This is a genomic window from Streptomyces sp. NBC_00104 (assembly GCF_045160825.1).
Taxonomy (GTDB): domain Bacteria; phylum Actinomycetota; class Actinomycetes; order Streptomycetales; family Streptomycetaceae; genus Streptomyces.
This window is the reverse complement of sequence record NZ_CP108215.1, coordinates 2,031,505-2,057,193: the sequence shown is the minus strand read 5'-3', so window position 1 is coordinate 2,057,193 and position 25,689 is coordinate 2,031,505. Positions and strand designations below refer to the sequence as shown.

The 25,689-nt window shown below is 71.8% G+C and carries 23 protein-coding genes; 19 read left to right on the top strand and 4 right to left on the bottom strand.

Annotated features, from left to right (window positions below; translation table 11 throughout):
- Positions 1–108 precede the first annotated feature (108 nt).
- The 5 genes from OG272_RS08970 to OG272_RS08950 all read left to right on the top strand — a co-directional run bounded on the left by OG272_RS08970 (position 109) and on the right by OG272_RS08950 (position 5,116).
- Complete coding sequence (locus tag OG272_RS08970; RefSeq protein WP_405893012.1) at positions 109–345, top strand: hypothetical protein; 237 nt, start codon at positions 109–111, stop codon at positions 343–345.
- Positions 326–1,759 (top strand): argininosuccinate lyase, encoded by a 1,434-nt coding sequence (gene argH, locus OG272_RS08965; protein ID WP_326584045.1) that lies wholly within the window; start codon positions 326–328, stop codon positions 1,757–1,759. Before OG272_RS08970 ends, argH begins: the two co-directional genes overlap by 20 nt.
- A gap of 180 nt (positions 1,760–1,939) precedes the next feature.
- Positions 1,940–2,911: an aldo/keto reductase gene (locus tag OG272_RS08960; protein WP_327730552.1), complete on the top strand. Its 972-nt coding sequence runs from the start codon at positions 1,940–1,942 to the stop codon at positions 2,909–2,911.
- A gap of 101 nt (positions 2,912–3,012) precedes the next feature.
- Positions 3,013–3,582 (top strand): helix-turn-helix domain-containing protein, encoded by a 570-nt coding sequence (locus OG272_RS08955; protein WP_327730553.1) that lies wholly within the window; start codon positions 3,013–3,015, stop codon positions 3,580–3,582.
- A gap of 10 nt (positions 3,583–3,592) precedes the next feature.
- The gene (locus tag OG272_RS08950) at positions 3,593–5,116 is read left to right on the top strand and encodes an MFS transporter (RefSeq protein WP_326584048.1); all 1,524 of its coding nucleotides are present in this window, start codon (positions 3,593–3,595) and stop codon (positions 5,114–5,116) included.
- A 79-nt stretch (positions 5,117–5,195) separates the two neighbouring features.
- Here OG272_RS08950 and OG272_RS08945 read toward each other — a convergent pair whose 3' ends face one another.
- Positions 5,196–5,870 carry a lysophospholipid acyltransferase family protein gene (locus tag OG272_RS08945; protein ID WP_326584049.1) on the bottom strand — a complete coding sequence of 225 codons (675 nt, stop codon included), beginning with the start codon at positions 5,868–5,870 and terminating at the stop codon, positions 5,196–5,198.
- A 329-nt stretch (positions 5,871–6,199) separates the two neighbouring features.
- On the opposite strand from OG272_RS08945, the gene OG272_RS08940 reads away from it, so the two are divergent.
- The 3 genes from OG272_RS08940 to OG272_RS08930 all read left to right on the top strand — a co-directional run bounded on the left by OG272_RS08940 (position 6,200) and on the right by OG272_RS08930 (position 8,514).
- Entirely contained in the window at positions 6,200–7,390 is a 1,191-nt protein-coding gene (locus tag OG272_RS08940; RefSeq protein WP_405893011.1) for a glycerophosphodiester phosphodiesterase, read from the top strand.
- Between the two features lie 74 nt (positions 7,391–7,464).
- Complete coding sequence (locus OG272_RS08935; RefSeq protein ID WP_326584051.1) at positions 7,465–7,971, top strand: sigma-70 family RNA polymerase sigma factor; 507 nt, start codon at positions 7,465–7,467, stop codon at positions 7,969–7,971.
- 45 nt (positions 7,972–8,016) lie between these two features.
- On the top strand, positions 8,017–8,514 hold the full coding sequence (locus OG272_RS08930) for a GNAT family N-acetyltransferase (protein WP_326584052.1): 498 nt from the start codon (positions 8,017–8,019) through the stop codon (positions 8,512–8,514).
- Positions 8,515–8,621: 107 nt separating this feature from the next.
- On the opposite strand, the gene OG272_RS08925 is transcribed toward OG272_RS08930, so the two are convergent.
- Together OG272_RS08925 and OG272_RS08920 are read right to left on the bottom strand one after the other, a co-directional pair.
- Complete coding sequence (locus OG272_RS08925; protein ID WP_326584053.1) at positions 8,622–9,080, bottom strand: hypothetical protein; 459 nt, start codon at positions 9,078–9,080, stop codon at positions 8,622–8,624.
- Positions 9,061–9,420: a hypothetical protein gene (locus OG272_RS08920; RefSeq protein ID WP_326584054.1), complete on the bottom strand. Its 360-nt coding sequence runs from the start codon at positions 9,418–9,420 to the stop codon at positions 9,061–9,063. The genes OG272_RS08925 and OG272_RS08920 overlap by 20 nt, the downstream gene beginning before the upstream one ends.
- Positions 9,421–9,873: 453 nt before the next feature.
- Between OG272_RS08920 and OG272_RS08915 the strand changes: the two genes are divergently transcribed.
- From OG272_RS08915 to OG272_RS08880, 8 genes are all read left to right on the top strand, one after another.
- On the top strand, positions 9,874–10,926 hold the full coding sequence (locus OG272_RS08915) for an ATP-binding cassette domain-containing protein (protein WP_326584055.1): 1,053 nt from the start codon (positions 9,874–9,876) through the stop codon (positions 10,924–10,926).
- On the top strand, positions 10,923–11,654 hold the full coding sequence (locus OG272_RS08910) for a methionine ABC transporter permease (RefSeq protein WP_327730556.1): 732 nt from the start codon (positions 10,923–10,925) through the stop codon (positions 11,652–11,654). The genes OG272_RS08915 and OG272_RS08910 overlap by 4 nt, the downstream gene beginning before the upstream one ends.
- Positions 11,655–11,731: 77 nt before the next feature.
- Complete coding sequence (locus tag OG272_RS08905) at positions 11,732–12,565, top strand: MetQ/NlpA family ABC transporter substrate-binding protein (protein WP_405893009.1); 834 nt, start codon at positions 11,732–11,734, stop codon at positions 12,563–12,565.
- 147 nt (positions 12,566–12,712) lie between these two features.
- Entirely contained in the window at positions 12,713–13,348 is a 636-nt protein-coding gene (locus OG272_RS08900; RefSeq protein WP_326584058.1) for a GNAT family N-acetyltransferase, read from the top strand.
- A gap of 127 nt (positions 13,349–13,475) precedes the next feature.
- A complete protein-coding gene (cbiE, locus tag OG272_RS08895) occupies positions 13,476–14,687 on the top strand; it encodes a precorrin-6y C5,15-methyltransferase (decarboxylating) subunit CbiE (RefSeq protein WP_405893008.1) in 1,212 nt (403 codons plus the stop codon).
- A gap of 347 nt (positions 14,688–15,034) precedes the next feature.
- Positions 15,035–19,408: a nicotinate-nucleotide--dimethylbenzimidazole phosphoribosyltransferase gene (cobT, locus tag OG272_RS08890; RefSeq protein WP_405893007.1), complete on the top strand. Its 4,374-nt coding sequence runs from the start codon at positions 15,035–15,037 to the stop codon at positions 19,406–19,408.
- Between the two features lie 256 nt (positions 19,409–19,664).
- The gene (gene cobA / locus OG272_RS08885; RefSeq protein ID WP_405893006.1) at positions 19,665–20,897 is read left to right on the top strand and encodes a uroporphyrinogen-III C-methyltransferase; all 1,233 of its coding nucleotides are present in this window, start codon (positions 19,665–19,667) and stop codon (positions 20,895–20,897) included.
- 97 nt (positions 20,898–20,994) lie between these two features.
- The gene (locus OG272_RS08880) at positions 20,995–21,813 is read left to right on the top strand and encodes an RNA methyltransferase (RefSeq protein ID WP_326584062.1); all 819 of its coding nucleotides are present in this window, start codon (positions 20,995–20,997) and stop codon (positions 21,811–21,813) included.
- Between the two features lie 122 nt (positions 21,814–21,935).
- Here OG272_RS08880 and OG272_RS08875 read toward each other — a convergent pair whose 3' ends face one another.
- Entirely contained in the window at positions 21,936–23,255 is a 1,320-nt protein-coding gene (locus tag OG272_RS08875; RefSeq protein WP_326585901.1) for a serine/threonine-protein kinase, read from the bottom strand.
- A gap of 196 nt (positions 23,256–23,451) precedes the next feature.
- Here OG272_RS08875 and OG272_RS08870 point away from each other — a divergent pair, with 196 nt between their 5' ends.
- The 3 genes from OG272_RS08870 (at position 23,452) to OG272_RS08860 (ending at position 25,624) form a co-directional block, all read left to right on the top strand.
- Positions 23,452–23,691, top strand: coding sequence for a hypothetical protein (locus OG272_RS08870; RefSeq protein ID WP_033532621.1), 240 nt, complete (start codon positions 23,452–23,454; stop codon positions 23,689–23,691).
- Between the two features lie 254 nt (positions 23,692–23,945).
- Entirely contained in the window at positions 23,946–24,146 is a 201-nt protein-coding gene (locus tag OG272_RS08865; protein WP_020114444.1) for a hypothetical protein, read from the top strand.
- 530 nt (positions 24,147–24,676) lie between these two features.
- Entirely contained in the window at positions 24,677–25,624 is a 948-nt protein-coding gene (locus OG272_RS08860) for a phosphotransferase family protein (RefSeq protein WP_405893005.1), read from the top strand.
- The last annotated feature ends 65 nt before the right edge of the window (positions 25,625–25,689 follow it).

Here is a 25,689-nt window from a genome sequence, read left to right as displayed (position 1 = left end):
CGGTGTTTACAAACGCGGCGCCTGCGTTCGGGGAGAGTTACGGGAAAGCGATTTCATTTGTTCAAAGCTTTCTCGGCATCTCGCAAACTTCTCCCAGATTGACGATTCATGCAGAGCACTGCATACTCATGCATGACGGTGAATGCGGTGCGCGTCATCGCGGTCGTGGTGGACGGGTTCGCCGAGGAGGACTGCCTCCCGGCGGTCGCGCGCGGTCGTGACCGGCCGACGCTCCGAGTCGTCCGGTGCGACTTCGACCTCGCGACGTACGACACTGGTGACACCTTCGACCGGTCCGCCCACCCCTTCTCTAGGAGCAACGCAAGTGAGCAGCAACAGCGGTGACGTACGGCTCTGGGGCGCCCGTTTCGCCGACGGTCCCGCCGAGGCCCTGGCGAAGCTGTCCGCGTCCGTCCACTTCGACTGGCGGCTGGCCCCGTACGACATCGCGGGCTCCCGCGCCCACGCGCGCGTGCTGCACAAGGCGGGCCTGCTCACCGAGGACGAGCTGTCCCGGATGGTCGCCGGCCTGGATCAGCTCGAAGCGGACGTGGCCTCGGGTGAGTTCGTCGGCACCGTCGCCGACGAGGACGTGCACACCGCTCTGGAGCGTGGTCTCCTGGAGCGCCTCGGCCCGGACCTCGGCGGCAAGCTGCGCGCCGGCCGGTCCAGGAACGACCAGGTCGCGACCCTCTTCCGGATGTACCTCCGCGACCACGCCCGCACGGTCGGCGGCCTGATCGCCGAGCTCCAGGACGCGCTGATCGGCCTGGCGGAGGCCCACCCGGACGTGGCGATGCCCGGCCGCACCCACCTCCAGCACGCCCAGCCGGTCCTCTTCGCCCACCATGTCCTCGCCCACGTCCAGTCCCTCTCCCGGGACGCGGAGCGCTTGCGCCAGTGGGACGAGCGCACGGCCGTCTCCCCGTACGGCTCGGGCGCCCTCGCGGGCAGCAGCCTCGGCCTGGACCCGGAGGCGGTGGCCAAGGACCTCGGCTTCGAGCACGGCAGCTCCGCGAACTCCATCGACGGCACGGCGTCCCGCGACTTCGTCGCCGAGTTCGCCTTCATCACCGCGATGATCGGCGTGAACCTCTCCCGGATCGCCGAGGAGGTCATCATCTGGAACACGAAGGAGTTCTCCTTCGTGACCCTCCACGACGCGTTCTCGACGGGCTCGTCGATCATGCCGCAGAAGAAGAACCCGGACATCGCGGAGCTGGCCCGAGGCAAGAGCGGCCGGCTGATCGGCAACCTGACGGGCCTGATGGCGACCCTCAAGGCCCTGCCCCTCGCCTACAACCGCGACCTCCAGGAGGACAAGGAGCCGGTCTTCGACTCCATCGACCAGCTGGAGGTCCTCCTCCCCGCCTTCACCGGCATGATGGCCACCCTCACCGTCCACCGCGAGCGCATGGAGGAGTTGGCCCCCGCCGGCTTCTCCCTCGCCACCGACGTCGCCGAGTGGCTCGTCAAGCAGGGCGTCCCCTTCCGTGTCGCCCACGAGGTCGCCGGCGAGTGCGTCAAGGCCGCCGAGGCCGAGAACAAGGAACTCAACGACCTGACGGACGACCAGTTCGCCAAGATCTCCTCCCACCTGACCCCCGAGGTCCGCACGGTCCTCAACGTCCCCGGCGCCCTCGCCTCCCGCAACGGCCGAGGCGGCACGGCCCCGAGCGCGGTGGCGATCCAGCTGGCGGACATCAAGACGGACGTGGCGGCCCAGCACGCGTGGGCGACCGCCAAGGGCAACAAGTAGGCAGGGCCCGCGCCCCTGTCCTTCAGGGGCGCGGGGAACTGCGCGACGAGCCACGACGCACCCGCACCCGCCGAAGCACAACAAGCCCCGAGCTCTTGGGCGCCCCGGCTCACCCAGCGGGGCGTCATCGCGCGTTACGTTGGTCGGAAGTCCCAAGGAGCCGACCGTACGGAGCCCGCGATGCCCTTCGCCCGACTGGCCACAGCGACCACCCCCACCTGCCACATCGGCTTCGGCCTGGCCGCGGTCGCCCGCCCCGGCTACATCAACCTCGGCCGCGACGCCGACCTCGGTGAGACCCGCACCGTCGACGCCCTCCGCACCCGCACCCATGAACTCCTCGACGCCGCCCACGCCCAGGGCGTCCGCTACTTCGACGCGGCCCGCTCGTACGGCCTCTCCGAGGAGTTCCTCGCCGACTGGCTGAAGGCCCGCCCCGACATCGACGACATCGTCATCGGCAGCAAGTGGGGCTACACCTACACCGCCGACTGGACCACCGACGCCGAGAAGCACGAGGTCAAGGACCACAGCCTCCAGACGTACGAGCGGCAGCGCGCCGAGAGCGCCGAGCTGCTCGGCGACCGCCTCGACCTCTACCAGATCCACTCGGTGACCCCGGACAGCCCGGCCCTCACCGACAAGGAACTCCACGCCCGGCTGGCGGAGGCGGCGGCCCAGGGCGTCACCGTCGGCTTCTCCACCAGCGGCCCGGCCCAGGCGGAGGCCATCCGCACCGCCCTCGCCGTGACCGTCGACGGCGAACCCCTCTTCGGTACCGTCCAGTCGACGTACAACGCGCTGGAGACCTCCGCCGCCCCCGCCCTCGCCGAGGCGCACGACGCCGGGCTCACCGTGATCGTCAAGGAGGGCATGGCCAACGGCCGGCTGGCGGGCCCGCACGCCCCGGACGCGCTCAGGGCCGTCGCCGAGCAGACGGGCCTCGGCTGCGACGCGGTCGCCCTGGCGGTGGTCCTGCGGCAGCCGTGGGCCGGGGTCGTCCTCTCCGGCGCCGCCACCCTCACCCAGCTCGCCTCCAACCTGCACGCGGCGGTCGTCGACCTCGACGACGAGCAGCTGACCCTCCTCGCGGGCCTGGCCGAGGACCCGCGGACGTACTGGGAGAAGCGCGGCAGCCTGCCCTGGCACTGAGAACGGCGGCCCGGCACCGAGAGGACCCGGGTCCGACCCCGCCATGAGACAGCCATGCCCGTGATGAGACAAGAATGTCTCACATGGGCTATGGTTGTCTCATGGCTGTCGATCGTGACCACGTGCTGCGCAGCGCAGCCGCCCTGCTGACCCGCAGACCCACCGCGACCCTGGACGAGGTCGCCAAGGCCGCCGGGATCAGCCGTGCCACGCTGCACCGCCACTTCGCCGGGCGCGACGCGCTCGTCCGGGCGCTGGAGGCGCTCGGCATCGCGGAGTGCGAGGCCGCGCTGGACGCCGCCCGCCCGGCCGAGGGCCCGGCACGCGAGGCCGTACGGCGGCTCGTGCGGGAGATCGAACCGGTCGCGGGCCTGCTCGCCTTCCTCTACACCGAGAACCAGCTGTTCGAGGGGGACGAGCAGCACGAGGGCTGGGCCCGGATCGACGACCGGATCGCGGCCCTCTTCACACGCGGCCAGGCGGCCGGCGAATTCCGTATCGACCTCACCCCGGGCTGGCTCACCGAGGCGCTGTACGGCCTGCTGGCCTCCGGTGCCTGGGCGGTCTCCGAAGGCCGCGTGGCCGCCAAGGACTTCACCTTCATGATCGTCGAGCTGCTGCTCGGCGGCGTACTGCGTCATCCCGAGCAGCCGGACATCCCGAACATCTGAGAGAGGAACCATGACCAGCACCCTGCGGCCGGCCCGCGCGACGGAGGCGGAGAAGAGGCCGGGCCGCTGGCTCGCGCTCTCCGTCCTCGTGCTCGCCGTGCTGCTGGTGGCCGTCGACGCGACCGTCCTCGGTCTCGCGACCCCCTACATCAGCGAGGACCTCAAGCCCTCGGGCAACCAGCTCCTGTGGATCGGCGACGTCTACTCGTTCGTCATCGCGGGCCTGCTCGTGTCCGCCGGCAGCCTCGGCGACCGCATCGGCCGCAAGAAGCTGCTGCTCATGGGCGCCACGGCGTTCGGCGCGATATCCGTGCTCAACGCGTACGCGACGACGCCCGAGATGATGATCTTCGCGCGGGCGCTGCTCGGTGTCGCGGGCGCGACCCTGATGCCCGCCACCCTCGCCCTGATCCGCAACCTCTTCCACGACCCGCGCGAACGCAGCCTCGCCGTCGGCATCTGGGGCGCCACGGCCTCCGCCGGTATGGCGGTCGGACCGGTCGTCGGCGGCTTCCTGCTCGAACACTTCTGGTGGGGCTCGGTCTTCCTGATCAACCTGCCGGTGATGGCCGTCCTCGTCCTCGTCGGCATCAAGCTGCTGCCCGAGTCCCGCCACCCGAGCCCGGGTCCGTGGGACGCGCTCAGCGTCGTCCTGTCGCTCGTCGGCATGATCGGTGTCGTGTACGCGGTGAAGGAGACCGCCACCCACGGCCTCGACGGCAACGCGCTCGCCGCGGGCCTCTTCGGCATCGCCGGGCTGTTCCTCTTCGTACGCCGTCAGCTCACCCTGCCGTACCCGCTGCTGGACATGCGCCTGTTCCGCAACCGGGGCTTCTCCGGAGCCGTCCTCGCCGACCTGCTGACCGTCCTCGGCCTGTCCGGCCTGATCTTCTTCCTCTCGCAGTTCCTGCAACTCGTGCAGGACAGGCGTCCGTTGGAAGCGGGTCTCGCCGAACTCCCGGCGGCGATCGGCGCGGTGGTCGCGGGCCTGATCGCCGGATCCGTGGCCCGCCGCTACTCCGTCCGTTCCGTCGTCGCGGGCGGCCTCGCGGCCATCGGCCTGGCCCTCGCCCTGCTCACTCTGGTCGACCGCTCCACCGGCTACCCCCTGATCGGCGTCGCCCTGCTGGTCGTCGGCATCGGCGCCGGCTTCTCCTTCACCGTCACCGCCGACGTCATCCTCTCCAGCGTCCCCGACGAACAGGCGGGCGCGGCCTCAGCGGTCTCCGAAACGGCCTACGAACTGGGCGCCGCCCTGGGCATCGCGGTCCTGGGCTCCATCGTGACGGGCGTGTACCGCGACTTCACGGCCCCGACAGGTACCCCGGCCGAGGCCCACGAGTCACTGGGCGGAGCGGTGCAAGCGGCGGCGGGAATGCCGACGGACAGGGCCCAGGACATGCTGACGTCGGCCCAGGAGTCATTCGTGGACGGCCTCGCCATCGCCGCCGGCGCAGGCGCGGCGGTACTGCTGGCAACGGCGGTGGCAGCCTGGTTCCTGCTGCGCGGCCAACGGCTGGACAGCAGGGCCTGAGGGGCGCGGGGAACCGCGCGACCAGCCCCCACCGACCCGCAGCCGACGAACGACCGAAGTCCCCGGACTCCCGGCGGAGCTACGCCGCTTCCTTGGCCTTCGACGCATACATGTCCACGTACTCCTGCCCGGACAGCCGCATGACCTCGGTCATCACGGAATCGGTCACCGCCCGCAGCACATACCGATCCCGATCCATCCCCTCGTACCGGGAGAACTCCATCGCCTCACCGAACCGCACCGTCACCCGATGCGGGCGCGGCAGCCCGGCGCCCCCCGGCTGAATCTTGTCCGTCCCGATCATCGCGAAGGGAACGACCGGCGCCCCGGTCATCAACGTCAGCCGGGCGATGCCCGTACGTCCCCGGTACAGACGGCCGTCGGGCGACCGGGTCCCCTCGGGGTAGATGCCGAACACCTTGCCCTCGTCCAGGACCCGACGCCCGGTCATCAGCGCGGCCACCCCGCCGCGGCCGCCGTCGCGGTCGACGGGGATCATGCCGACGCCGGTGAAGAACCAGGCCATCAGGCGGCCCTTGATCCCCTTGCCGGTGACGTACTCGTCCTTGCCGATGAAGAAGACCTGCCGGTCGCAGACCAGCGGCAGGATCATCGAGTCGATGAAGGTCACATGGTTGCCGGCGAGGATCACCGGACCGTCCCCCGGAATGTGCTCCGCACCCTCCACCCGTGGGCGGAACATCAGGCGCATGATCGGTCCGAGCACTGCCTTGATGAGCGCGAAGCGGGACAACGGGCCCTCCCATGTCTAGCGTTCCGGTACAAGTCTGTGCAGGTGAGGACGATACTCCCGGCTCACACCCCGACGCACATCGGGTTCACCGAGTGGATACCGACTTTTGACGGGACTTTACCTGCGGTGACGTCGAGGTGGCGGGCTGTCACCGGCCCGAAATGTGACGGACATCGCGCCGCCGAACCGACACTCCGTCACCTTTCGCCTCCGGCGTGACACGAGGCGTCTTCCGCGTGTTCGGTCCCAGGTCTCCCAACGGTCACCTCGGGACACCTACGATCGTCCCGCTTTGACAGGTGCAGGGCATCACGGTGGAGGAGCCGGTCATGGGGACGCAGGAGTCGCGGCAGTCGCAGGACCCGAACGAGCAGGGACGGGGAACGGGCCGGCGGGCGCTGCTCGGTGCTGTGGTCCTCGGCGCGGGCGGAGCGGTGCTCGGCGCGCCGGCCACGGCGAGAGCCGACGAGGCCGCGTCGGGCGCGAAGTCGGGCGGCGGCTACCGCAGTCTGCCGGTACCGACGATCATCGCGCACCGGGGCGCCAGCGGTTACCGTCCGGAGCACACCCTCGGCTCGTACCAGCTCGCCCTCGACATGGGCGCGCACGTCATCGAGCAGGACCTCGTGCCCACCAAGGACGGCCATCTCGTATGCCGGCACGAGAACGACATCACCGGCACGACCGACGTCGCGGCGCACCCCGAGTTCGCCGCGCGGAAGACCACGAAGGTCGTCGACGGCGTCAGCTACACCGGCTGGTTCACCGAGGACTTCACCCTCGCCGAGCTGAAGACCCTGCGCGCCAAGGAGCGCATCCCGGGCAACCGCCAGGAGAACACCCTCTACGACGGCCGCTGGGAGATCCCCTCCTTCGAGGAGGTGCTGCGCTGGGCCGAGAAGGAGGGCAGGAAGCGCGGCAGGCGGATCTGGCTGCACGTCGAGACCAAGCACCCCACCTACTTCCGCAAGCTGGGCCTCGGCCTGGAGGAGCCGCTCGCCAAGCTGCTGCGCAGGTACGACCGGCACCGGAAGAACTCGCCCGTCTTCCTGCAGTCGTTCGAGCCGAGCAGCATCCAGCGCCTGAACCGTCTGGTCGACAGCCCCCTCGTCGTCCTGCTCTCCGGCGCCGCCACCCGCCCCTGGGACTTCGTCGAGGCAGGCGACCCGCGCACCGTCGCCGACCTGGTCAAGCCGGAGGGCCTGGCCTGGATCGCCTCGTACGCCAACGGCATCGGCCCCACGCTCGACCTGATCATCCCGCGCGACTCGGGCGGCAAGCTCACCACGCCGACCACCCTCGTCGCCGACGCCCACGCCGAGGGCCTGATCCTGCACCCCTACACCATGCGCAACGAGAACACCTTCCTGCCCGCGAACTTCCGCAAGGGCACGGACCCCAACGCCTACGGCGACGCCTTCGGCGCGTTCAAGGTGTACTTCGACACCGGCATCGACGGCATCTTCACCGACAACACGGACACGGGCCTGCTGGCCCACGCGGACTTCGTCAACGACTGAGCCCCATGCCCCGATTGGGGTGACTCCCGTCCGCCCCGGCAACCTCGCGTCGGGGCGGCGGCGTCCCGGGGCATATGACCCACGACATGCTCGCCACCCTCCGCCCCCTGCTGGTCGCGGAGGTGTCGGCCGAGGCCCACGCGGCCGGAGCCGAGGCGGGAGACCTGGAACAGGCGGTCTGGCTGCGCCTGCTGGAACGGCTCGACGCCGACGGTCCACCCGAGGACCCCGAGGGCTGGCTGCGCAGCGCCGTCCGCTTCGAGGCCCGGCTGAGCCGCCGCAAGGCCCGGCTGGAACGGCCCTACACCGCCGAGCCCGCCGACGAGCACGCACCGGGCCCCGAGCAGCAGGCGCTCACGGCCGCCCGCCGCCGCGCGTTGTACGCGGCCGTACGCCGGCTCCCCGGCCGCTGCCCCCGGTTGCTGGCGGCCCTGCTGTCCCCGAAGGACCTCACCTACCGTGAGATCGCGGGCGAGTTGGGTATCTCACAGGGCAGCCTCGGCCCGGAACGTTCCAGATGCCTGGGATGTCTGCGGCGATTGCTGGCCGCGGAGGTTGCGGCACCCGAACCGCGGGGATAGGAGTGAAGGACATCGGGTGAGCAGGTGAGCGGGAGGCGTGCACACATGGGCATGAGCGTGACCATCTCGGTGGCGACCGAGCAGGACGCCGAGCAGATCTTCAGGCTGCAGTACCTGTGCTTCCAGAGCGAGGCGGCACTGTACGGCAACTACCGCATCGATCCGCTCGTCCAGAGCCTCGACTCCGTCCGCGAGGAGGTCGCCGCGGACTGTGTGTTCGTGGCCCGGCTGGGTGACGAAGTGGTCGGCTCCGTGCGCGGCGCCCTCGACGGCGACGGCACCGCCGCCATCGGCAAACTCTGCGTCCACCCGCGCCTCCAGGGCCACGGCATCGGCGCGAGGCTTCTCCGCGCCGCCGAGTCGGCCCTCACCGAGGAGCACGGCGTCACCAGGTTCCGCCTCAGCGCCGGCCACCGCAGCGAGGGCAACCTCCGCCTGTACCGCCGAGTCGGTTACGAGACCGTGGGCACCAGCCAGGGCCGGGACGGCGTACCGATGGTGGTGCTGGAGAAGCCGGCGGGAGTGTACGCGGCAACGGCGTGAAAGAGCTTCGGGGCAGCGCGACTTCAGGGGCGATGGGCTGTCTCGATGCGCGGCTCCGCCGCGTGGGCGCGACCAGTCACGAACGGCCCGCGGCCGCCTGACGACCCTCAGGCGGCATCCCCCTGCCGCGCGCTCTTGCGCAGCCAGTACATCGCGGTGACCGGAAGGATCACGGGAATGAACAGATACCCGATCCCGTAGTCCGACCACACCGTCTTGTCCGGAAACGCCGACGGCTCGACCAGTGTCCAGGTGCCGACGATCAGTACGCCCGCCAGTTCCACCGCACAGCAGATGCGTGCGGCCCTCCGGGCGAACTCCCCGCCCCGCACCAGCGAGTACGTGATGAACCCGTACACCACACCGGCCACCGCGGACAGCGAGTAGGCGAGCGGCGCGTGCTCGAACTCGGTCGAGATCTGCACGATCGACCGCGACACCGCGCCGACGACCATCACGCCGTACAGCCACACCAGCAGCATCCCCGGCCCGCTGATCAGCCGCGCCCGCTCGTTCTCCCGTGGTTCGCGGTCCGTGACGGTCACGTCAGCCTCCCCAGATGTCATGGAGCCGCACCTGCAGCACGGCGAGCACGACGCCCCCGGCCGCGACGGTCACACTGCCCCAGCGGGTGCGCTCCGCCAGCGACATGAACCCGGTCACCGGAACGCAGGCGAACGCCCCGAGGAGGTAGGAGACGAAGATCGTGGTCCCCTGCTCCGGCTTCTCCCCACGCGCCAACTGCACGATCCCGACGACCAGTTGCACGAGGGCCAGCACCGACACCACGGCCATGCCGATGAAGTGCCAGTCCTTGGTCGGCTGATCGCGGTACGCGGCCCAGCCGCACCAGGCGGCGAGCAGAAGCGCGGCGACGGCGGTCGTCACCGTCAGGGCAACAAGCATGCCGCGACCCTATTACGGCCCAAAACCCCCGCCGCGCCCGACCCCGGTCCGGCAAACCCATGCACCGCACATCGTGGCCTTGGCCACAACGGCTCATGCCCACAAGGTGGACGTCACCGCATCGCACCTGCAGGTATGTCTCTCAAAGGCGTCCGCTATACGGACAGCCCTCTCTCACCTGCTCCCTACATCTGCTTTACTGATCTCATGACCACGACGAGCTACCGCACCCTTGCGACCGAGGCGACCCTGACGCCCGGTGCTCGTTGTATGTGTCGAATGTGCGCCTTCTAGAAGGCCCCGCACGCCGTTCCGCGTGACGGACCGAGCCTCCCCGCGCGCATGTTCTCCCCCGGTTCCCTCGCCACCGCGAGAACCGTGTCGCGTCCCTGACCGCTTGCACCCGTGCCCGGGCACACCCACGCCCGCGCACTCGACAGTGACGGAAATCCAGTGATCACCACATCGGGCCTGACGAAGATCTATCGGGCCGACCGAGGTCGTGGCCGCGAGGTCACCGCCCTCGACGGCGTAGACCTGCACGTACGCGAGGGTGAGGTGTACGGCGTGATCGGCCAGTCCGGCGCCGGCAAGTCCTCGCTGATCCGCTGCGTCAACCTCCTCGAACGCCCCACCTCCGGAACCGTGACCGTCGCGGGCCAGGACCTGACCGCCCTGGCCGGCCGGGGCCCCCGCGCCGGCCGGGAACTCCGCCGGGCGCGCAGCCGTATCGGCATGGTCTTCCAGCACTTCAACCTGCTCTCCTCCCGCACCGTCCGGGACAACGTCGAGCTGCCGCTCGAGATCCTCGGCCGGTCGGGCAGGGACCGCTCCCGCAGGGCCCTGGAACTGCTCGACCTCGTCGGCCTCGCCGACAAGGCGAACGCCTACCCGGCCCAGCTCTCCGGCGGCCAGAAGCAGCGCGTCGGCATCGCCCGCGCGCTGGCCGGTGACCCGAAGGTGCTCCTCTCCGACGAGGCCACCAGCGCCCTCGACCCGGAGACCACCCGCTCGATCCTGACGCTGCTGCGCGACCTGAACCGGCAGCTGGGCCTGACCGTCCTGCTCATCACGCACGAGATGGACGTCGTCAAGACGATCTGCGACTCGGCCGCCCTCATGGAGAAGGGCCGCCTCGTCGAGTCCGGCACGGTCAGCGAACTGCTCGCCACCCCCGGCTCCGAACTGGCCGCCGCCCTCTTCCCGGTGGGCGGCGAGGCCTCCGGCGACGACCGCACGGTCCTCGACGTCACCTTCCAGGGCGAGGCCGCGACCCAGCCGGTCATCTCCCAGCTGTCCCGCACCTACAACATCGACATCTCGATCCTCGGCGCCGCCATCGACACCGTCGGCGGCCTCCAGATCGGCCGGATGCGCATCGAACTGCCCGGCCGCTACGAGGACAACGTGGTCCCCATCGGTTTCCTGCGCGAACGGGGCCTGCGCATCGACGTGTTCGGCCAGGACGCCCAGGCGTCCACGCCGGTGAAGGAGGGTGCCAAGTGACCTGGAACGAGATGCAGCCCCTGCTGGAGCAGGCGTGTGGGGACACCCTCTACATGGTCGGCTGGTCCACCCTCATCGCGGTCGTCGGCGGACTCCCGCTCGGCATCCTGCTCGTCCTCACGGACCGGGGCGGCATGCTGCGACACGTCCTCGCCAACAAAATCATCGGGCAGATCGTGAACGTCGCCCGCTCGATGCCGTTCATCATCCTGATGGTCGCGCTGATGGGCTTCACCCGCTGGGTCACCGGCTCGACCATCGGCCGCGAGGCCGCCATCGTGCCGCTCGCCATCGGCGCGATCCCGTTCCTCGCGCGTCTCGTCGAGACGGCCGTCCGCGAAGTCGACCACGGCCTCGTCGAGGCCGTGCAGGCCATGGGCGGCAACACCTGGACCGTCGTCCGCAGGGTCCTCGTCCCCGAGTCCCTGCCCTCGCTGATCTCCTCCGCGACCACGACCGTCGTCGCCCTCATCGGCTACTCGGCCATGGCCGGCACCGTCGGCGCGGGCGGCCTCGGCGACATCGCCATCCGGTACGGCTACCAGCGCTTCGAGACCGAGCTGATGTGGATCACCGTGGCGGTCCTCGCGGTCGTCATCTCCGTCGTCCAGTTCGCCGGCGACCACGCCGCCCGCGCCCTCCACCGGCGCGGCAGCCACTCGGGCGCCGCACCGAGGCTCCGGCTGCTGAAGACCGACTCCACCGCGCCCACGGTCACCAAGGCCTAGCCCGTACCCCGGGCACCCGCAGATGCCCCGTCCCACCCACGACGGGATCGCTCCACCCACAAGGAAAGGCACTTTTCGTGCGTAACACCGTCAAGCTCACCACCGCCGTACTCGCCGCCGGAGCCCTCACCCTCGGGCTCACCGCCTGCGGCGCGGACCAGTCCGACGGCGCGTCCGACACGAGCGGCCCGCTGGTCGTCGCCGCCAGCCCGACCCCGCACGCCGAGATCCTCGACTTCGTGAAGGACAACCTGGCGAAGGACGCGGGCCTGGAGCTGGAGGTCAAGGAGTTCAGCGACTACGTCCTGCAGAACCCGGCGACGGAGGACGGGTCCGTGGACGCCAACTACTTCCAGAACCAGCCGTACCTCGACGACTACAACAAGAAGAACGGCACCGACATCGTGCCCGTCGTCACGGTCCACCTGGAACCCCTCGGCCTCTACTCGAACAAGGTCAAGAGCACCGACGCCCTCAGGAACGGCGCGACCGTCGCCGTCCCGAACGACACCGTCAACGAGGCACGCGCCCTCAAGCTCCTCGACGCGAGCGGGATCATCACGCTCAAGGACGGCGTCGGCACCGACGCGACCCCCGCCGACATCGCCCAGAACCCGAAGAAGCTCCAGTTCAAGGAGTTGGAGGCGGCCCAGACCCCGCGCTCCCTGGACGACGTCGACGCGGCGGTGATCAACGGCAACTACGCCCTTGAGGCGGACCTCTCGCCCGCCGACGACGCCCTCACCGTCGAGCCCGCCAAGAACAACCCGAACGGCAACTTCCTCGCCGTCAAGAACGGCAACGAGGACGACCCGCGCGTGAAGAAGCTCGCCAAGCTCCTCACCTCCGACGAGGTCAGGAAGTTCATCGAGGACAAGTGGAGCGACGGCTCCGTCATCCCGTCCTTCTGAGCCGACAGCACGTATACGACGTATCGCCACGCACGGGGTCCACTCCCTCACGGCGAGTGGGGCCCCGTGGTGCGGTTCGGTGCTTTCATGCTGCATGCTGGGCAGTTCAGCAGGCCCTCAAAGTTTTCGAAGGTTACGGAGCGGCGCATGATGAGCACCTTTCCCGACATCTCCATCAGCACGGAGCGGTTGGTTCTGCGCCCGTTCGACGAGGACGACATCCAGGCGTTCACCGAGATGATGAACGACGAGCAGGTGATGGCCTGGACCGATGTCCCGCAGCCCTTCACCGAACGCGAGGCGCGTACCTGGATCACCGAGTACGCGCCCACCGAACGCACCTCGGGACGCGGCCTCGACCTCGCGGTCACCGAGTTCCTCACCCAGCGCCTGGTCGGCGTCATCCAGCTGACCAGGACCGACTGGCACGTGCGGGCCACGGAGCTGAGTTACGTCGTCGCCCCCTGGGCGCGCGGCGAGGGCTACGCCTCCGAAGGGGCCCTCGCGACCGCCCGATGGCTGTTCCGCGAGCAGAAGTTCGAACGCATCGAGCTGCGCACCGCCGCCGACAACACCGCCTCCCAGCAGGTCGCGCAGAAGATCGGCTGTATCAGCGAGGGAGTGCTGCGCAACGCCTGCATAGCGCGCGCCCGTACCGCCGACGACCACTGGACCGAGATCCGCACCGACTTCATCGTCTGGAGCCTCCTCCCCGAGGACATCGAGGGCGTCAGCGAGGAACTGGCCGACAGCGGTGGCTTCGGCTACTCGGACTGGAACTGAACGACCCACGGGCACGCCGCACGGCCATTGCCCGGCCGCCGGGGCCCACGGTGTCACCGGGTACTCTCACGGGACCCCGTGCGGGCATTCCCGACGACCTGCGAAGACCCTCTGGAGACTGACGAAGATGGCCGACCGGGTCACGGTGATCGGCTGGGACGGCTCTCCCCTGACCGCCGCGGCGCGTTCCGCCCTCGCCGCCGCCACACTGGTCGCCGGCGCGGGCCACCACCTGGCACTGCCCGAGGTGCCCCCGGCCGCCGAACGCATCCGCCTCGGCAGCGTCGCCCTCGCCGCCCGCCGCATCGCCGGCCACCGAGGCACCGCCGTGGTCCTCGCCGACGGCGACCCGGGCTTCTTCGGCGTCGTCCGCACCCTCAGGGCCCCCGAGTTCGGCCTCGAGGTCGAAGTCGTCCCCGGAGTCTCCTCCGTGGCCGCCGCCTTCGCCCGCGCGGGCATGCCCTGGGACGACGCGCAGGTGGTCGTCGCCCACCGCCGTACGCTGCGCCGCGCGGTGAACGTGTGCCGCGCCCACACCAAGGTCGCCGTCCTCACCTCGCCCGGCGCCGGCCCCGCCGAACTGGGCCTGCTCCTCGACGGAGTTCACCGCACCTTCGTGATCTGCGAGGAACTCGGCACCGCACGCGAACGCGTCACCGTCGTCACCTCCGACAAGGCCGTCGACCACACCTGGCGCGACCCCAACCTGGTCATCGTCATAGGCGGCCACGCCTCCGCCGCCGAGGGCGGCGGCTGGCTCGCCGGCCGCGACCCCGGCACCGGACCGCGCGGGCTGACCCTGCCCTCCGGCGTCTACGGCGGCGCCCTGGGCGAGGGCGAGGGCGAACTGCTGCGCTCCTCCCAACTGGCCCGCCTGGGGCCACGCGTGGGCGACCTGGTGTGGGACATCGGCTCCGGCAGCGGCGCCTTCGCCACCGAGGCCGCCCGCTGCGGCGCCGCCGTCATCGCCGTCGACCGCGACCCCGAGGCCTGCGGCCGTACGACCCTCGCCGCCCGCCGCTTCGGCGTACAGCTCCAGGTGGTGCACGGCCCCGCCCCGCACATCCTGGAGAACCTCCCCGAACCCGACGTCGTACGGGTCGGCGGCGGGGGAGCGGCGGTGGTCTCCGCCGTCGCCGATCGCCGCCCGCAGTGCATCGTGACCCACGCCCTCACCCGCCCCGCCGCCGAGCGCATCGGACGCGACCTGACCGAGCACGGATACGAGGTCCGCTGCGAGTTCGTCCAGTCCGTCGAACTCGATACAAGGGCTTGGACGGAGAGGGAACGGAGCGTCGCGTTCCTGCTCAGCGGGACCTTGCCCGAACGTTCCCTGTGATCCGGTTGTCGTACCGGCGCGGTAGGCTGGCCGACTGTCGTACCGCATGGGGACGCCCGGCACTTCGTCGGTCAATGTCCTAAAAACGCGCCCGTTTTGAGGGCGTGTGTGGTACGGCGAAACGGGGAGGACGCGCAACGTGGCGCAGTCCACAGCGGACCGTCGCGGATCAAGCTGTCGCGACGGCGGGACGACGGGGACAATGGCCCTTCAATGGCTTTGTCGACATGCAGCCGGGTCGTCACGTGCCGCTGGGGGCGCACGCTCGTTCTCCACAGTGGGGCGGTAGGTGCGCCGTTCCCGGGCCAGCTGGCATGGAGGCACTAACCGATGGGCGAGGGGTACGCATGACCGACACCGGCCAGGTCCCGGGCGAGGGACTGCCGGAGAGCGCAGGCATGGTGGAGCAGCCGGGCGTCCCTGCGCCGGGTGCGTACACCTACCTCTCCGAGACCACGACCGAGGACGAAGACCTCCTGCTGCCGGGCGCCCAGGGCGCGTGGGGCAACGAAATGCCGCCGCCCGCCCCCGAGCCCGTCGTCCAGGTCGTCCACGAGCCGGGCCCGCATGAGATGTCCGGCCGGGACAGTGGCTCGCTCGACCTCGGCGCCGTCCGCACCCCCGTCGCGACCCCCGTCCCCCAGCCGCCGGTGGCCCGTCGCCCGCTGCACCTCGGTCCGCCCACCCCCGACGCCTCCGCCAGCCCGGTCCGCTCCCTCGCCGACCGAGGCCCGGCGGGCGCCCCCGTCCCTCCCGGCGCCGTACGCAACCCCGGCCCCGAGTACCTCGACGGGCCCCCGCAGCCCGTGTCGCAGTGGGTCGGTGCCCCCGCCCCGGCCGCCCACGCACCGGGAGTGGCCGCAGGGGGAGCGGCCGCAGAAACGGTCGTTCCGCAGGAGGAGCAGGTTTCCGTGGCCGTGGCGGAGGCGCCCTTGGCCGCTGAGGCTCCGCAGGTCGCGGACGTATCCGAGGAGATCCAGGACGCCGAGGCCCTCCACCAGGCCCAGGACGCCGCCTACGCCCTGGCCCAGGAGGCCGCGGTCGCGCAGTTCCGGACCCCGGAGGCCGTGGGGACGCCGGTCGCCGCCGCGCAGTTCCAGGCCCCGGAGACCGCGGAAGTGCCCGATGCCGTCGAAGCGGTTCTGGAGGCGGCCGAAGCACCGGTTGCCGTTCAGGCCGAGGTTCCCCAGGTGGTCGAGGCGCCGGCTGCCGTCGAGGCTCAGGTCCCGGAGGCCGCCGAAGTCTCGGTCGTCGGCCGGACCCCGGATCCGGAGGCCGCCGAGGCCGTGGCCGTCGAGGAGCCCGCGCAGGCTCCGCAGGCCGAGATGCCCCAGCCCGAGGCGGTGCCCTCGACACCCGAGGCCCAGGCTCCCGAAGTCCAGGCTCCCGAGACGCAGGCCTCCGAGGAGGTCGCGCCCGCCGCTCCGGCCGCGCAGGCGCCGGACGCGACACCCTTCCCCCCGGCCGCCCAAGGGCCCGAGCCGGTGCCGGTCCAGACCGTCGCCGAGGCCCAGGACGTCACCCAGGCTCCGCGAGAGGCCGACGAGGGCGCCGACCCCGCCGACGCGTCCGTACCGGCCCGGCCCACCGAGGCCGGCGCACCGCCGCAGGCCGACGCCGCGGCCGCGTTGCCCGCGCAGGCCGACACGGCGGTGCCGCCGGCCGGGGCGGATGAGGCCGAGCAGGGCGCCGCTCCCGACGAGCAGCGGGTGCCGACCGCCGTGGCCGACGAGCAGGCCCTCGCCGCCGTGCCGGATCCACAGATCGAGACCGCCGCGCCGGACGAGGCGAGGGCGTCCACGGACGAGCAGGCCGTCGGCCTCGCACCGGACACCGCACAGGATGCCGCCCTCGCGCAGGACCCCCAGCAGCCGGCTCAGGTGCCGGTCGCCGAGGAGCCGCAGCCGACGGAGCCCGGGACAGCCGAGGCACCGACCCCGGAAAAAGCCCCTGTGGCGGAGGCCGCACAGCCCCGGCCCGAGGTCATGACCGAGGCGGCTCAGCCGCTGGAGCCCGCGCAGCCGGCCGTCCAGGACTCACAGGCCACCGAGCCGATCACACCCGTCGCGGACGTCGCGAACCAGGACCAGAACCAGGAACAGTTCCAGGACCAGGAACGGGACCAGGTCGCGGTGGCGCAGGCCGCCGAGACCGCCTCGCAGTCGGACTCCGAGCAGCCCCCCGTATCCGAGGCCGTCGTCGAGTCCGAGGCCACGGAGGTGAACCCGGCGGACCAGCCGGCCGACAGCGCGGCTGCCCAGGAGGCCATCCCCGCCGGCCAGTTGACCGGCGAGGCTCCGGCTCCCGCCGAAGCCACGGAGCCCGCGCCCGACCCGTCGGCGGTGGACCCCGCGACCGTGGACCCCTCCGCCACGGAGGCTCCCGGCGCAGAGGCCCCGGCCCCCCTGCCCTCCCGGATCGATGCCCCCCAGGGCGCCGTGGTCCGGACCCCGGCCGAGTCCGCCCCCGACGCCCCGCTCGTGGGCGCCCTCCAGGAGCTCGCGCCCCAGGCCGAGGCGGAGGACGACCAGCCGCTCGGCCGGTTCGTGCCCGTCGACGGCTCCGTGCCGACCACTCCGCATCCGGCCCCGACCCCGCCCCACGGGATGGTGGTCCCGCCGATGCCCGAGGACGACCGGCCAACCCCCGCCGTCGCCGAGTCCTCGGCGGCCGAGGGGCAGCACGAGGTGGTCGAGGGAGCCCCGGAGGCAGAGCGGGAGCCCGTGGCCACGGTCCCCGCCCCCCGGGACTCCGAGGCCGAGACGATCGTCGTACCGCAGCCGCTCGTGGCGGCCGACGCGCACCCGGACGTCGTCCAGAACGGCGAGGACCTGGACACCAGGGCCGCCGACCAAGAGGACCAGCAAGACAGCGAAGCAGCGGCGCCAGAAGCAGAAGCAACAGAAGCAGCCGAAGAGAGCACGGCCCCGGTGGAAGAAGCACCCGAAGAAGTACGGGAAGACGTACGGGAAGTACGGCAGCCCACGGGCCCGGCCGCGCCCCCCTACGACGACGCCGAGCGCGAAGCCGTCCTCAGGGTCATGCGCGAACGCCGTGACATCCGCAACGGCTTCCGCAACGACCCGATCCCGCACGACGTGCTGCTCCGCGTCCTGGAGGCCGCCCACACGGCGCCCTCCGTCGGCCACTCGCAGCCCTGGGACTTCGTCGTCATCCGCTCGGCCGAGACGCGCCGCACGATGCACGAACTCGCCCAGCGCCAGCGCGAGGCGTACGCGAAGTCGCTGCCGAAGGGCCGGGCGAAGCAGTTCAAGGAACTGAAGATCGAGGCGATCCTCGACACCCCGGTGAACATCGTCGTCACCGCCGACCCGACCCGTGGCGGCCGCCACACCCTGGGCCGCCACACCCAGCCGCAGATGGCCCCGTACTCCTCCGCCCTCGCGGTCGAGAACCTGTGGCTCGCGGCCCGCGCCGAGGGCCTCGGCGTCGGCTGGGTCAGCTTCTTCGACGAGCGCGAGATGGTCCGCGCCCTCGGCCTGCCCGACCACCTGGAGGTCGTGGCGTACCTGTGCGTCGGATACGTCGACGAGTTCCCGGAGGAGCCCGAGCTGATGCAGGCGGGCTGGGCCAAGCGCCGCCCGCTGTCCTGGGTCGTCCACGAGGAGACGTACGGCCGCCGCGCCCTGCCCGGCGCCGAGCCGCACGACCTGCTCGCCGAGACCGTCGCCGGGATCCGCCCGCTGGACGCCAAGGCGCTCGGCGAGGCGTGGGAGCGTCAGAAGCGCATGACCAAGCCCGCGGGCGCCCTCGGCATGCTGGAGATCATCTCCGCCCAGCTGTCCGGCCTGTCCCGTCAGTGCCCGCCGCCCATCCCGGAGCCCGCGGCCGTCGCGATCTTCGCGGGCGACCACGGTGTCCACGCCCAGGGCGTCACCCCCTGGCCCCAGGAGGTGACGGCCCAGATGGTCGCCAACTTCCTGGGCGGGGGAGCCGTCTGCAACGCCTTCGCCACCCAGGTGGGCGCCGAGGTCTGCGTCGTGGACGTGGGTGTGGCCAGCGACCTCCCGGCCACGCCGGGACTGCTGCCGCGCAAGATCCGCGCCGGTACGTCCGACATGACCACCGGTCCCGCGATGACCCGCGAGGAGGCCAAGCAGGCCATCGAGGTGGGCATCGAGACGGCCCGCGACCTCGTCGCGGCCGGCAACAAGGCGCTCCTCACGGGCGAGATGGGCATCGCCAACACCACGGCCTCGGCCGCCCTGATCGCCGTCTTCACCGGCGCGGACCCCTCCGAGGTCACCGGCCGGGGCACCGGCATCAACGACGAGACCCTCGCCCGCAAGACCGAGGTCGTACGCCGCGCCATCGAGCTCCACCAGCCGGACCCCGCCGACCCCATCGGCGTCCTCGCGGCGATCGGCGGCTTCGAGCACGCGGCCATCGTCGGTCTCCTGCTGGGCGGCGCCTCCCTCCGCACGCCGGTCATCCTCGACGGCGTCAGCGCCGGCGCCGCCGCCCTGGTGGCCCGCGCCATCGCCCCCGAGGTCCTCGCCGCCTGCATCGCGGGCCACCGCAGCGCCGAGCCCGGCCATGTGGCCGCCCTCCAGAAGCTGGGCCTGCGCCCCCTGGTCGACCTCGACCTCCGCCTCGGCGAGGGCACCGGCGCCCTCCTCGCCCTCCCGGTCGTCCAGAGCGCGGCCCGGGCGATGCACGAGGTGGCGACGTTCGACTCGGCGGGGGTAACCGAGAAGTAGGGGAGCGGGTGCCGCGGGTGCTTCTCCGACCCGGCCGAGGTCGTGCCCACCGGGCCGCACTCGGCAACGGTGCTCACTCCCCATCCGGGAAACCGGGGGCAGAGCCCCCGGTTTCGGGAAGGGGTGGGCATGGGGAAAGGAACCCCACCCACCTCAGCCACCCACCGGACCCGCAGCCTAAAATTCCCACGTCAGGGCCGCTCCAAAGCCGCAGCGCCCCCACCGCACCGCCGCCAGCCCGAGGAGCCGCACCCTCATGGCCGAACACCCCGCCTACCCCGTAGGCCTCCGCCTCACCGGCCGCCGAGTGGTCGTCATCGGCGGCGGCCAGGTCGCCCAACGCCGTCTCCCCGCCCTCATCGCGGCCGGCGCCGACATCGTCCTCGTGTCCCCGAGCGCGACCCCCTCCGTGGAGGCGATGGCGGACGCGGGCGAGCTGACCTGGGAGAGGCGCCGCTACGCGGAGGGCGACCTGGCCGAGGCCTGGTACGTCCTGATCGCCACCGGCGACCCGGAGGCGAACGCCCGTGCGTCCGCCGAAGCGGAGCGGCACCGCATCTGGTGCGTCCGCTCGGACAACGCCGAGGAAGCCACCGCCTGGACCCCGGCGACCGGCCACAGCGAGGGCGTCACGGTCGCCGTCCTGACCGCCCGCGCCGAGGGCCGCGACCCCCGCCACACCGCCGCCATCCGCGACGCGGTCGTCGAGGGCCTGCGCGACGGCACCCTCGTCGCCCCCCACCACCGCACCCGCACCCCCGGTGTCTCCCTCGTCGGCGGCGGCCCCGGCGACCCGGACCTGATCACCGTCCGCGGCCGTCGCCTCCTCGCCGAGGCCGACGTCGTCATCGCCGACCGCCTGGGCCCGCGCGACCTGCTCGCCGAACTCCCGCCCCACGTCGAGGTGATCGACGCGGCGAAGATCCCGTACGGCCGTTTCATGGCGCAGGAAGCGATCAACAACGCGCTGATCGAGCACGCGAAGCAGGGCAAGTCGGTCGTACGCCTCAAGGGTGGCGACCCGTACGTCTTCGGCCGTGGCATGGAGGAGCTCCAGGCCCTCGCCGAGGCGGGCATCCCCTGCACGGTCGTCCCCGGCATCTCCAGCTCGATCTCCGTCCCGAGCGCGGCCGGCATCCCGGTCACCCACCGGGGCGTCGCCCACGAGTTCACCGTGGTCAGCGGCCATGTGGCCCCCGACGACGAGCGCTCCCTGGTCGACTGGCCCGCCCTCGCCCGGCTGACCGGCACCCTCGTGATCCTCATGGGCGTCGACAAGATCGGCCGGATCGCCGAGACCCTGGTCGCGAACGGAAAGTCCCCGGACACCCCGGTCGCCCTGGTCCAGGAGGGCACCACCGCCGCCCAGCGCCGGGTCGACGCGACCCTCGCCACGGTCGCCGAGACCGTGCGTACGCAGGAGGTCAAGCCGCCGGCGGTGATCGTCATCGGAGAGGTCGTGAACGTGGGCCCCGAGGTGAACGCCTGATTCCGTTCGGAGACCCCGGACCGCAGTACGTAACCACGGGTAACCCAACCCGTCCCAAGCCGTTGGCACCACACCCAGGACAAGGCAGTATCACCCTGTGGCCGATCTCATCACCGTTGAGGATCCCGACGACCCGCGCCTGCGCGACTACACCGGCCTGACCGACGTGGAGCTGCGCCGTAGGCGCGAACCCGCCGAGGGCCTGTTCATCGCCGAGGGCGAGAAGGTCATCAGACGGGCCAAGGAAGCCGGCTACGAGATGCGCTCGATGCTGCTCTCCGCCAAGTGGGTCGACGTCATGCACGACGTCATCGACGAACTCCCGGCCCCCGTCTACGCGGTCAGCCCCGAGCTCGCCGAACAGGTGACCGGCTATCACGTGCACCGGGGCGCCCTCGCCTCCATGCAGCGCAAGCCCCTGCCGACCGCCGACCAGCTCCTGGGAGCCGCCCGCCGGGTCGTGATCATGGAGTCGGTCAACGACCACACCAACATCGGCGCGATCTTCCGTTCGGCCGCCGCCCTCGGCATGGACGCGGTCCTGCTCTCCCCGGACTGCGCCGATCCGCTCTACCGCCGCAGCGTCAAGGTCTCCATGGGCGCGGTCTTCTCCGTCCCGTACGCCCGCCTGGATTCCTGGCCCAAGGGTCTCGACGCGGTCCGCGACGCCGGCTTCACCCTGCTCGCCCTCACCCCGGACGAGAAGGCGAAGTCCCTCGACGAGACCGCCCCGCACCGCATGGACCGCGTGGCCCTCATGCTCGGCGCCGAGGGCGACGGCCTCTCCACCAAGGCCCTCATGTCCGCCGACGAATGGGTCCGCATCCCCATGGCCCACGGCGTCGACTCCCTCAACGTGGGCGCGGCAGCGGCAGTCGCCTTCTACGCGGTGGCGACGGGGCGCCCACAACTCTGAAGGGGGCTGAGCCACAGCCCCGCAAGGGACGCGGGTAACTGCGCGACCAGCCTCCTACGACCCGCAGCGCACCGCCGACCCGCAGTCCCGAGCTCTGTCCTTTCGCCGCCCGGGGCAAGGAGTCAGTCGCCGTCCAACCCCTCAAACGGCTGCTCCTGCCGGAGGCCATCCCCACCGAGCCCTCGCGACGGCCCCTGACACCCCTGTGCCGTAGCGATCCCGAGCGCCGCCAGCAACGTCACCACGACGAACACCACGATCCGCTGACGCAGCAACCGAGGATTGGCCGGCCGTCGCCCCGTCCCGTTGGTCCGTGGCCCCGACCGCCCCGCGCCACGGCGCGGCGCGGGCCGCCTCCCGGACCCGGTGGTGTTTCGGGCCGGCGCGCCCCGCGCCCCGGGCCGCGATCCACCGCCGGTCCGCGCACCGGCCCCGCCCGTGCGGGAACCGTTTCGGGGCGGCGGCGTGCCGGGCGCACCCGACCTGCCCGGCTGCGTCCCACGGGGCTCCGGCGGCTGCCGCAGCGTGCGCTGCTCGACGTACTGCTCCGCGAGCCGCCCCGAGGGCCGGTCCGGATCCGTACGCGGCGCCGGCGGCCGGACATCCGCAAGGCCCTGCGCCTCACGGGCGGCGATCTCCTTGAGCCGCAGCGACAGTTGCAGTGTGCTCGGCCGCTCCTCCGGGTCCTTCGCCAGACAGGCGCGGACGAGGGGGGCGAGCGCGTCGGGCACCCCGCGCAGCTGCGCCTCCTCGTGCACCACCCGGTAGAGCATGACCTCCGAACTGCCCTGCCCGAAGGGCGAGTCGGAGGTCGCCGCGTAGGCGAGTGTGGCGCCGAGGGAGAAGACGTCCGTGGCCGGTGTCACCGCGGCCCCGCGCACCTGTTCGGGTGCGAGGAATCCGGGCGATCCCACGGCCGTACCGACATGGGTCAGGGTCGAGGCCCCGGTCGCCCACGCGATACCGAAGTCGATGATCCGCGGCCCCTTCGGGGACAGCAGGATGTTGGACGGCTTCAGATCCCGGTGTACGACACCGGCCTCGTGCACGGCCACGAGCCCCTCGGAGAGGGCGGCGCCGACGGCGGCCACATCGGCGGCCGACATGGGTCCCTCCTCGGCGACCTTGTCGTGCAGCGAGGGCCCCGGTACGTACTGCGTGGCGAACCACGGCCGGTCCGCCTCCAGATCGGCGGCGACCAGTCGGGCGGTGCACCCGCCCCTGATCCGCCGCGCCGCCGACACCTCGCGCGCGAAGCGCGACCGGAACTCCTGATCCTCCGCCAGATCCGGCCGGATCACCTTGAGCGCGACGCGCTGTCCACGCCGGTCGGAGCCCAGGTAGACGACGCCCATTCCGCCCGCGCCGAGCCGTCTGTGGATCCTGAACGAGCCGACGACGCGCGGGTCCTCGCGCCTCAGGCGCATCATCGCCATGTTCATCCCCGCTGCCCGTTCCGTCTGACGAGCCACAGCTTACGTTTCCACGGCCGGGCGTGCGCAGAGGCCGCGCCCTCGCGACCCGATCGATTGTCAGTGCCGGGTGGGAAACTTGAAGAGTGGTCAGGGAACAGCAGTTCGGGGCGGTGTTGGGCTCCTCTTGATCCCAACCAGCCACCACAGAAGGGGGATTGAACCCGTGAAGGGTGACCGAGTGGAGATAGTCGTGGACGCCGGGGACACGACGCGCACCTACGAGGTGATCGCGAGCAGGGCGGGCCGCCGGGTGGAGACCGCGGTACGGCGAGGTGTCGTGGAAGTGAGCGAAGTCACCCGCAACGGATCGGTGGTCCGGACGGCCCGGTTCATGGCGAACAGGGTCCTGGCGCTGGTCGAGCAGCCGGTGCCGCGCGAGGACGGCTCGGAGCGGACGGCGTAACACAAGGGGCAGACCGGACGTCCCTTCCGGGAAGACCCCGAGACCTGGGGCCTCGTCTCCACCCTGGGGAGTACGTCGCAGGTCATCGCTCATCCTCGGGGAGGCCCGGCAATCGATACGAGGGCATGACGACCCGCGCCCGCCGCCCGCCTAGATTTGAGGTCAAGCGGCGGGTGCAGCACTCGTCCCCCGAGGTCAGACACCCGCCGCTGCCAACCACAAGCAACACCGACGAGAAGGTCAGAGGAGGGACCATGGCCCACACGGCACCGCGGACCGCGATCCGCACACGGGAGCGCAGGACGTTCACCGCCGACCGCCGTCCGGGTCGTCGCCACCCCTTGGTGGCGACCGCGATGGTCCTTCCCCTGGCGGCCCTGCTCGTGTACGCCTTCGGCGGCTGGGAAGCAGTGGTCACACAAGCGTCGTCCGTGGGTGTGATGCTGGGGCGCTGAGCGGCGACCCCAGGCCCGGAAGAGCGGTCCGGGCGGGGACATCCATCCATGAAACCCCGTGGGGACGGGGGTGCGGCGGACGGCAATAGACGCCCGCGCAGCTGGGGAGCTGCGCGGGCGTCGTCGTGCCCCCAGCCCCTCGACGCCCGCAGCCGCTACCGACCACCCTGACGGCGGGCATCCCCTTCCACCGGCGCGGCGCCCCCCGGCAGCGGAAGGAAGGGCCCCGCCTGTACGCGCTGCGGGCGTTCGTGGCACGGATGCGGAGCCCATCCGGCAGTGGCGGGGGCCGGGTCCGCCGGTCCTGATCGCGGGCGTTCGTGGCGCTGGGGGTGAGCCCACCCCGGCAGTGGCGGGGGCCGGGTCCGCCGGTCCTGACTGCGGGCAATCGTGCCGCTGGGGCGGCACGGGTGGGCGCGGCGGCGCCTCGTGACCGCCGAGCCGCGGAACCCTCGGCCCGCCCCAGCTCACGGCACCCGGCTGCGTAGGCTCTCGCTCAGCATCGCCGTACGACTTTCGCAGGGGGACCCATGACCGCCACCGCCGATGCCGACGTACTCCCCGCCCTCAGGGCCAAGGTGCGCAGCGCGGCCCACCCCGAATCCACCCCCTGCTCCCATCCCGACACGGTCCTCGCGGAACGCGCCGACGGCACAGTCGTCCGCCACGCCGACACGGTCGCCAAGGCCCACGCCCCCGACACCGACCCCGCCCACCTCACCCTCCGCCTGACCGCCGCCACCTCCCACCCCGACATCCTCCTCGCCCCCCTCCGCCCCACCCCCGCCCCTCTCCACGGCCGCCTCGTCACGTTCTGGCCGTACGGCACCCCGGTCGACCCCGACACTCCGGAGGCCGCCCCCTGGGAGGAGGCCGCCATGCTCCTCGCCCGCCTCCACCGGCAGCCGCCACCCCGGGGCCTGCCGCCCATGCGAGGCCCCGCCAAGGCCGCCCAGGCCATCGCCCGCCTCAGGGCCACCGCCCCCCACCATCCCGCCACAGACCGGATACTCCGCGCCTGGCACACCCTCCCCGCCTGGGCCAGGGCCGAGGCCCCCATGCCCGACTCGACCACCCTCTGCCACGGCGACCTGCACCTCGGCCAACTGGTCCGCCACCCGGCGCCCCTCGGCCCCTGGCGACTCATAGACGTCGACGACCTGGGCGTGGGCGTCCCCGCCTGGGACCTCGCCCGCCCGGCCGCCTGGTTCGCCTGCGGCCTCCTGCACCCCGACGCGTGGACGCGCTTTCTCACCGCGTACCAGCGGGCCGACGGCCCCGCCGTCCCCGCGCACGGCGACCCCTGGCCCGTACTGGACGTACCGGCCCGCGCACTCACCGTACAGAGCGCCGCCCTCGCGATCGCGAAGTCCACGGCGGCCGGCCTGCCCCTCGACGACGCGCAGCGGTCCGTTGTGGACGCCTGTGACCGAATGGGAGGCATCCCGCCGGAGTTGGCAGGCCCTTTCCCGAAGTAGGGTGCAACCGACCGCAGCCGGACAGTGTCTGTCCTGGCGTAACGCGAAGCAGCGAAGCGGTACCG

Coding starts and splice junctions, on each gene's coding strand:
- OG272_RS08970 (WP_405893012.1), top strand. CDS start 109: ATGCAGAGCACTGCATACTCATGCATGACGGTGAATGCGGTGCGCGTC.
- OG272_RS08960 (WP_327730552.1), top strand. CDS start 1,940: ATGCCCTTCGCCCGACTGGCCACAGCGACCACCCCCACCTGCCACATC.
- OG272_RS08955 (WP_327730553.1), top strand. CDS start 3,013: ATGGCTGTCGATCGTGACCACGTGCTGCGCAGCGCAGCCGCCCTGCTG.
- OG272_RS08950 (WP_326584048.1), top strand. CDS start 3,593: ATGACCAGCACCCTGCGGCCGGCCCGCGCGACGGAGGCGGAGAAGAGG.
- OG272_RS08940 (WP_405893011.1), top strand. CDS start 6,200: ATGGGGACGCAGGAGTCGCGGCAGTCGCAGGACCCGAACGAGCAGGGA.
- OG272_RS08935 (WP_326584051.1), top strand. CDS start 7,465: ATGACCCACGACATGCTCGCCACCCTCCGCCCCCTGCTGGTCGCGGAG.
- OG272_RS08930 (WP_326584052.1), top strand. CDS start 8,017: ATGGGCATGAGCGTGACCATCTCGGTGGCGACCGAGCAGGACGCCGAG.
- OG272_RS08925 (WP_326584053.1), bottom strand. CDS start 9,080: ATGACATCTGGGGAGGCTGACGTGACCGTCACGGACCGCGAACCACGG.
- OG272_RS08920 (WP_326584054.1), bottom strand. CDS start 9,420: ATGCTTGTTGCCCTGACGGTGACGACCGCCGTCGCCGCGCTTCTGCTC.
- OG272_RS08900 (WP_326584058.1), top strand. CDS start 12,713: ATGATGAGCACCTTTCCCGACATCTCCATCAGCACGGAGCGGTTGGTT.
- cbiE (WP_405893008.1), top strand. CDS start 13,476: ATGGCCGACCGGGTCACGGTGATCGGCTGGGACGGCTCTCCCCTGACC.
- cobT (WP_405893007.1), top strand. CDS start 15,035: ATGACCGACACCGGCCAGGTCCCGGGCGAGGGACTGCCGGAGAGCGCA.
- cobA (WP_405893006.1), top strand. CDS start 19,665: ATGGCCGAACACCCCGCCTACCCCGTAGGCCTCCGCCTCACCGGCCGC.
- OG272_RS08875 (WP_326585901.1), bottom strand. CDS start 23,255: ATGAACATGGCGATGATGCGCCTGAGGCGCGAGGACCCGCGCGTCGTC.
- OG272_RS08865 (WP_020114444.1), top strand. CDS start 23,946: ATGGCCCACACGGCACCGCGGACCGCGATCCGCACACGGGAGCGCAGG.
- OG272_RS08860 (WP_405893005.1), top strand. CDS start 24,677: ATGACCGCCACCGCCGATGCCGACGTACTCCCCGCCCTCAGGGCCAAG.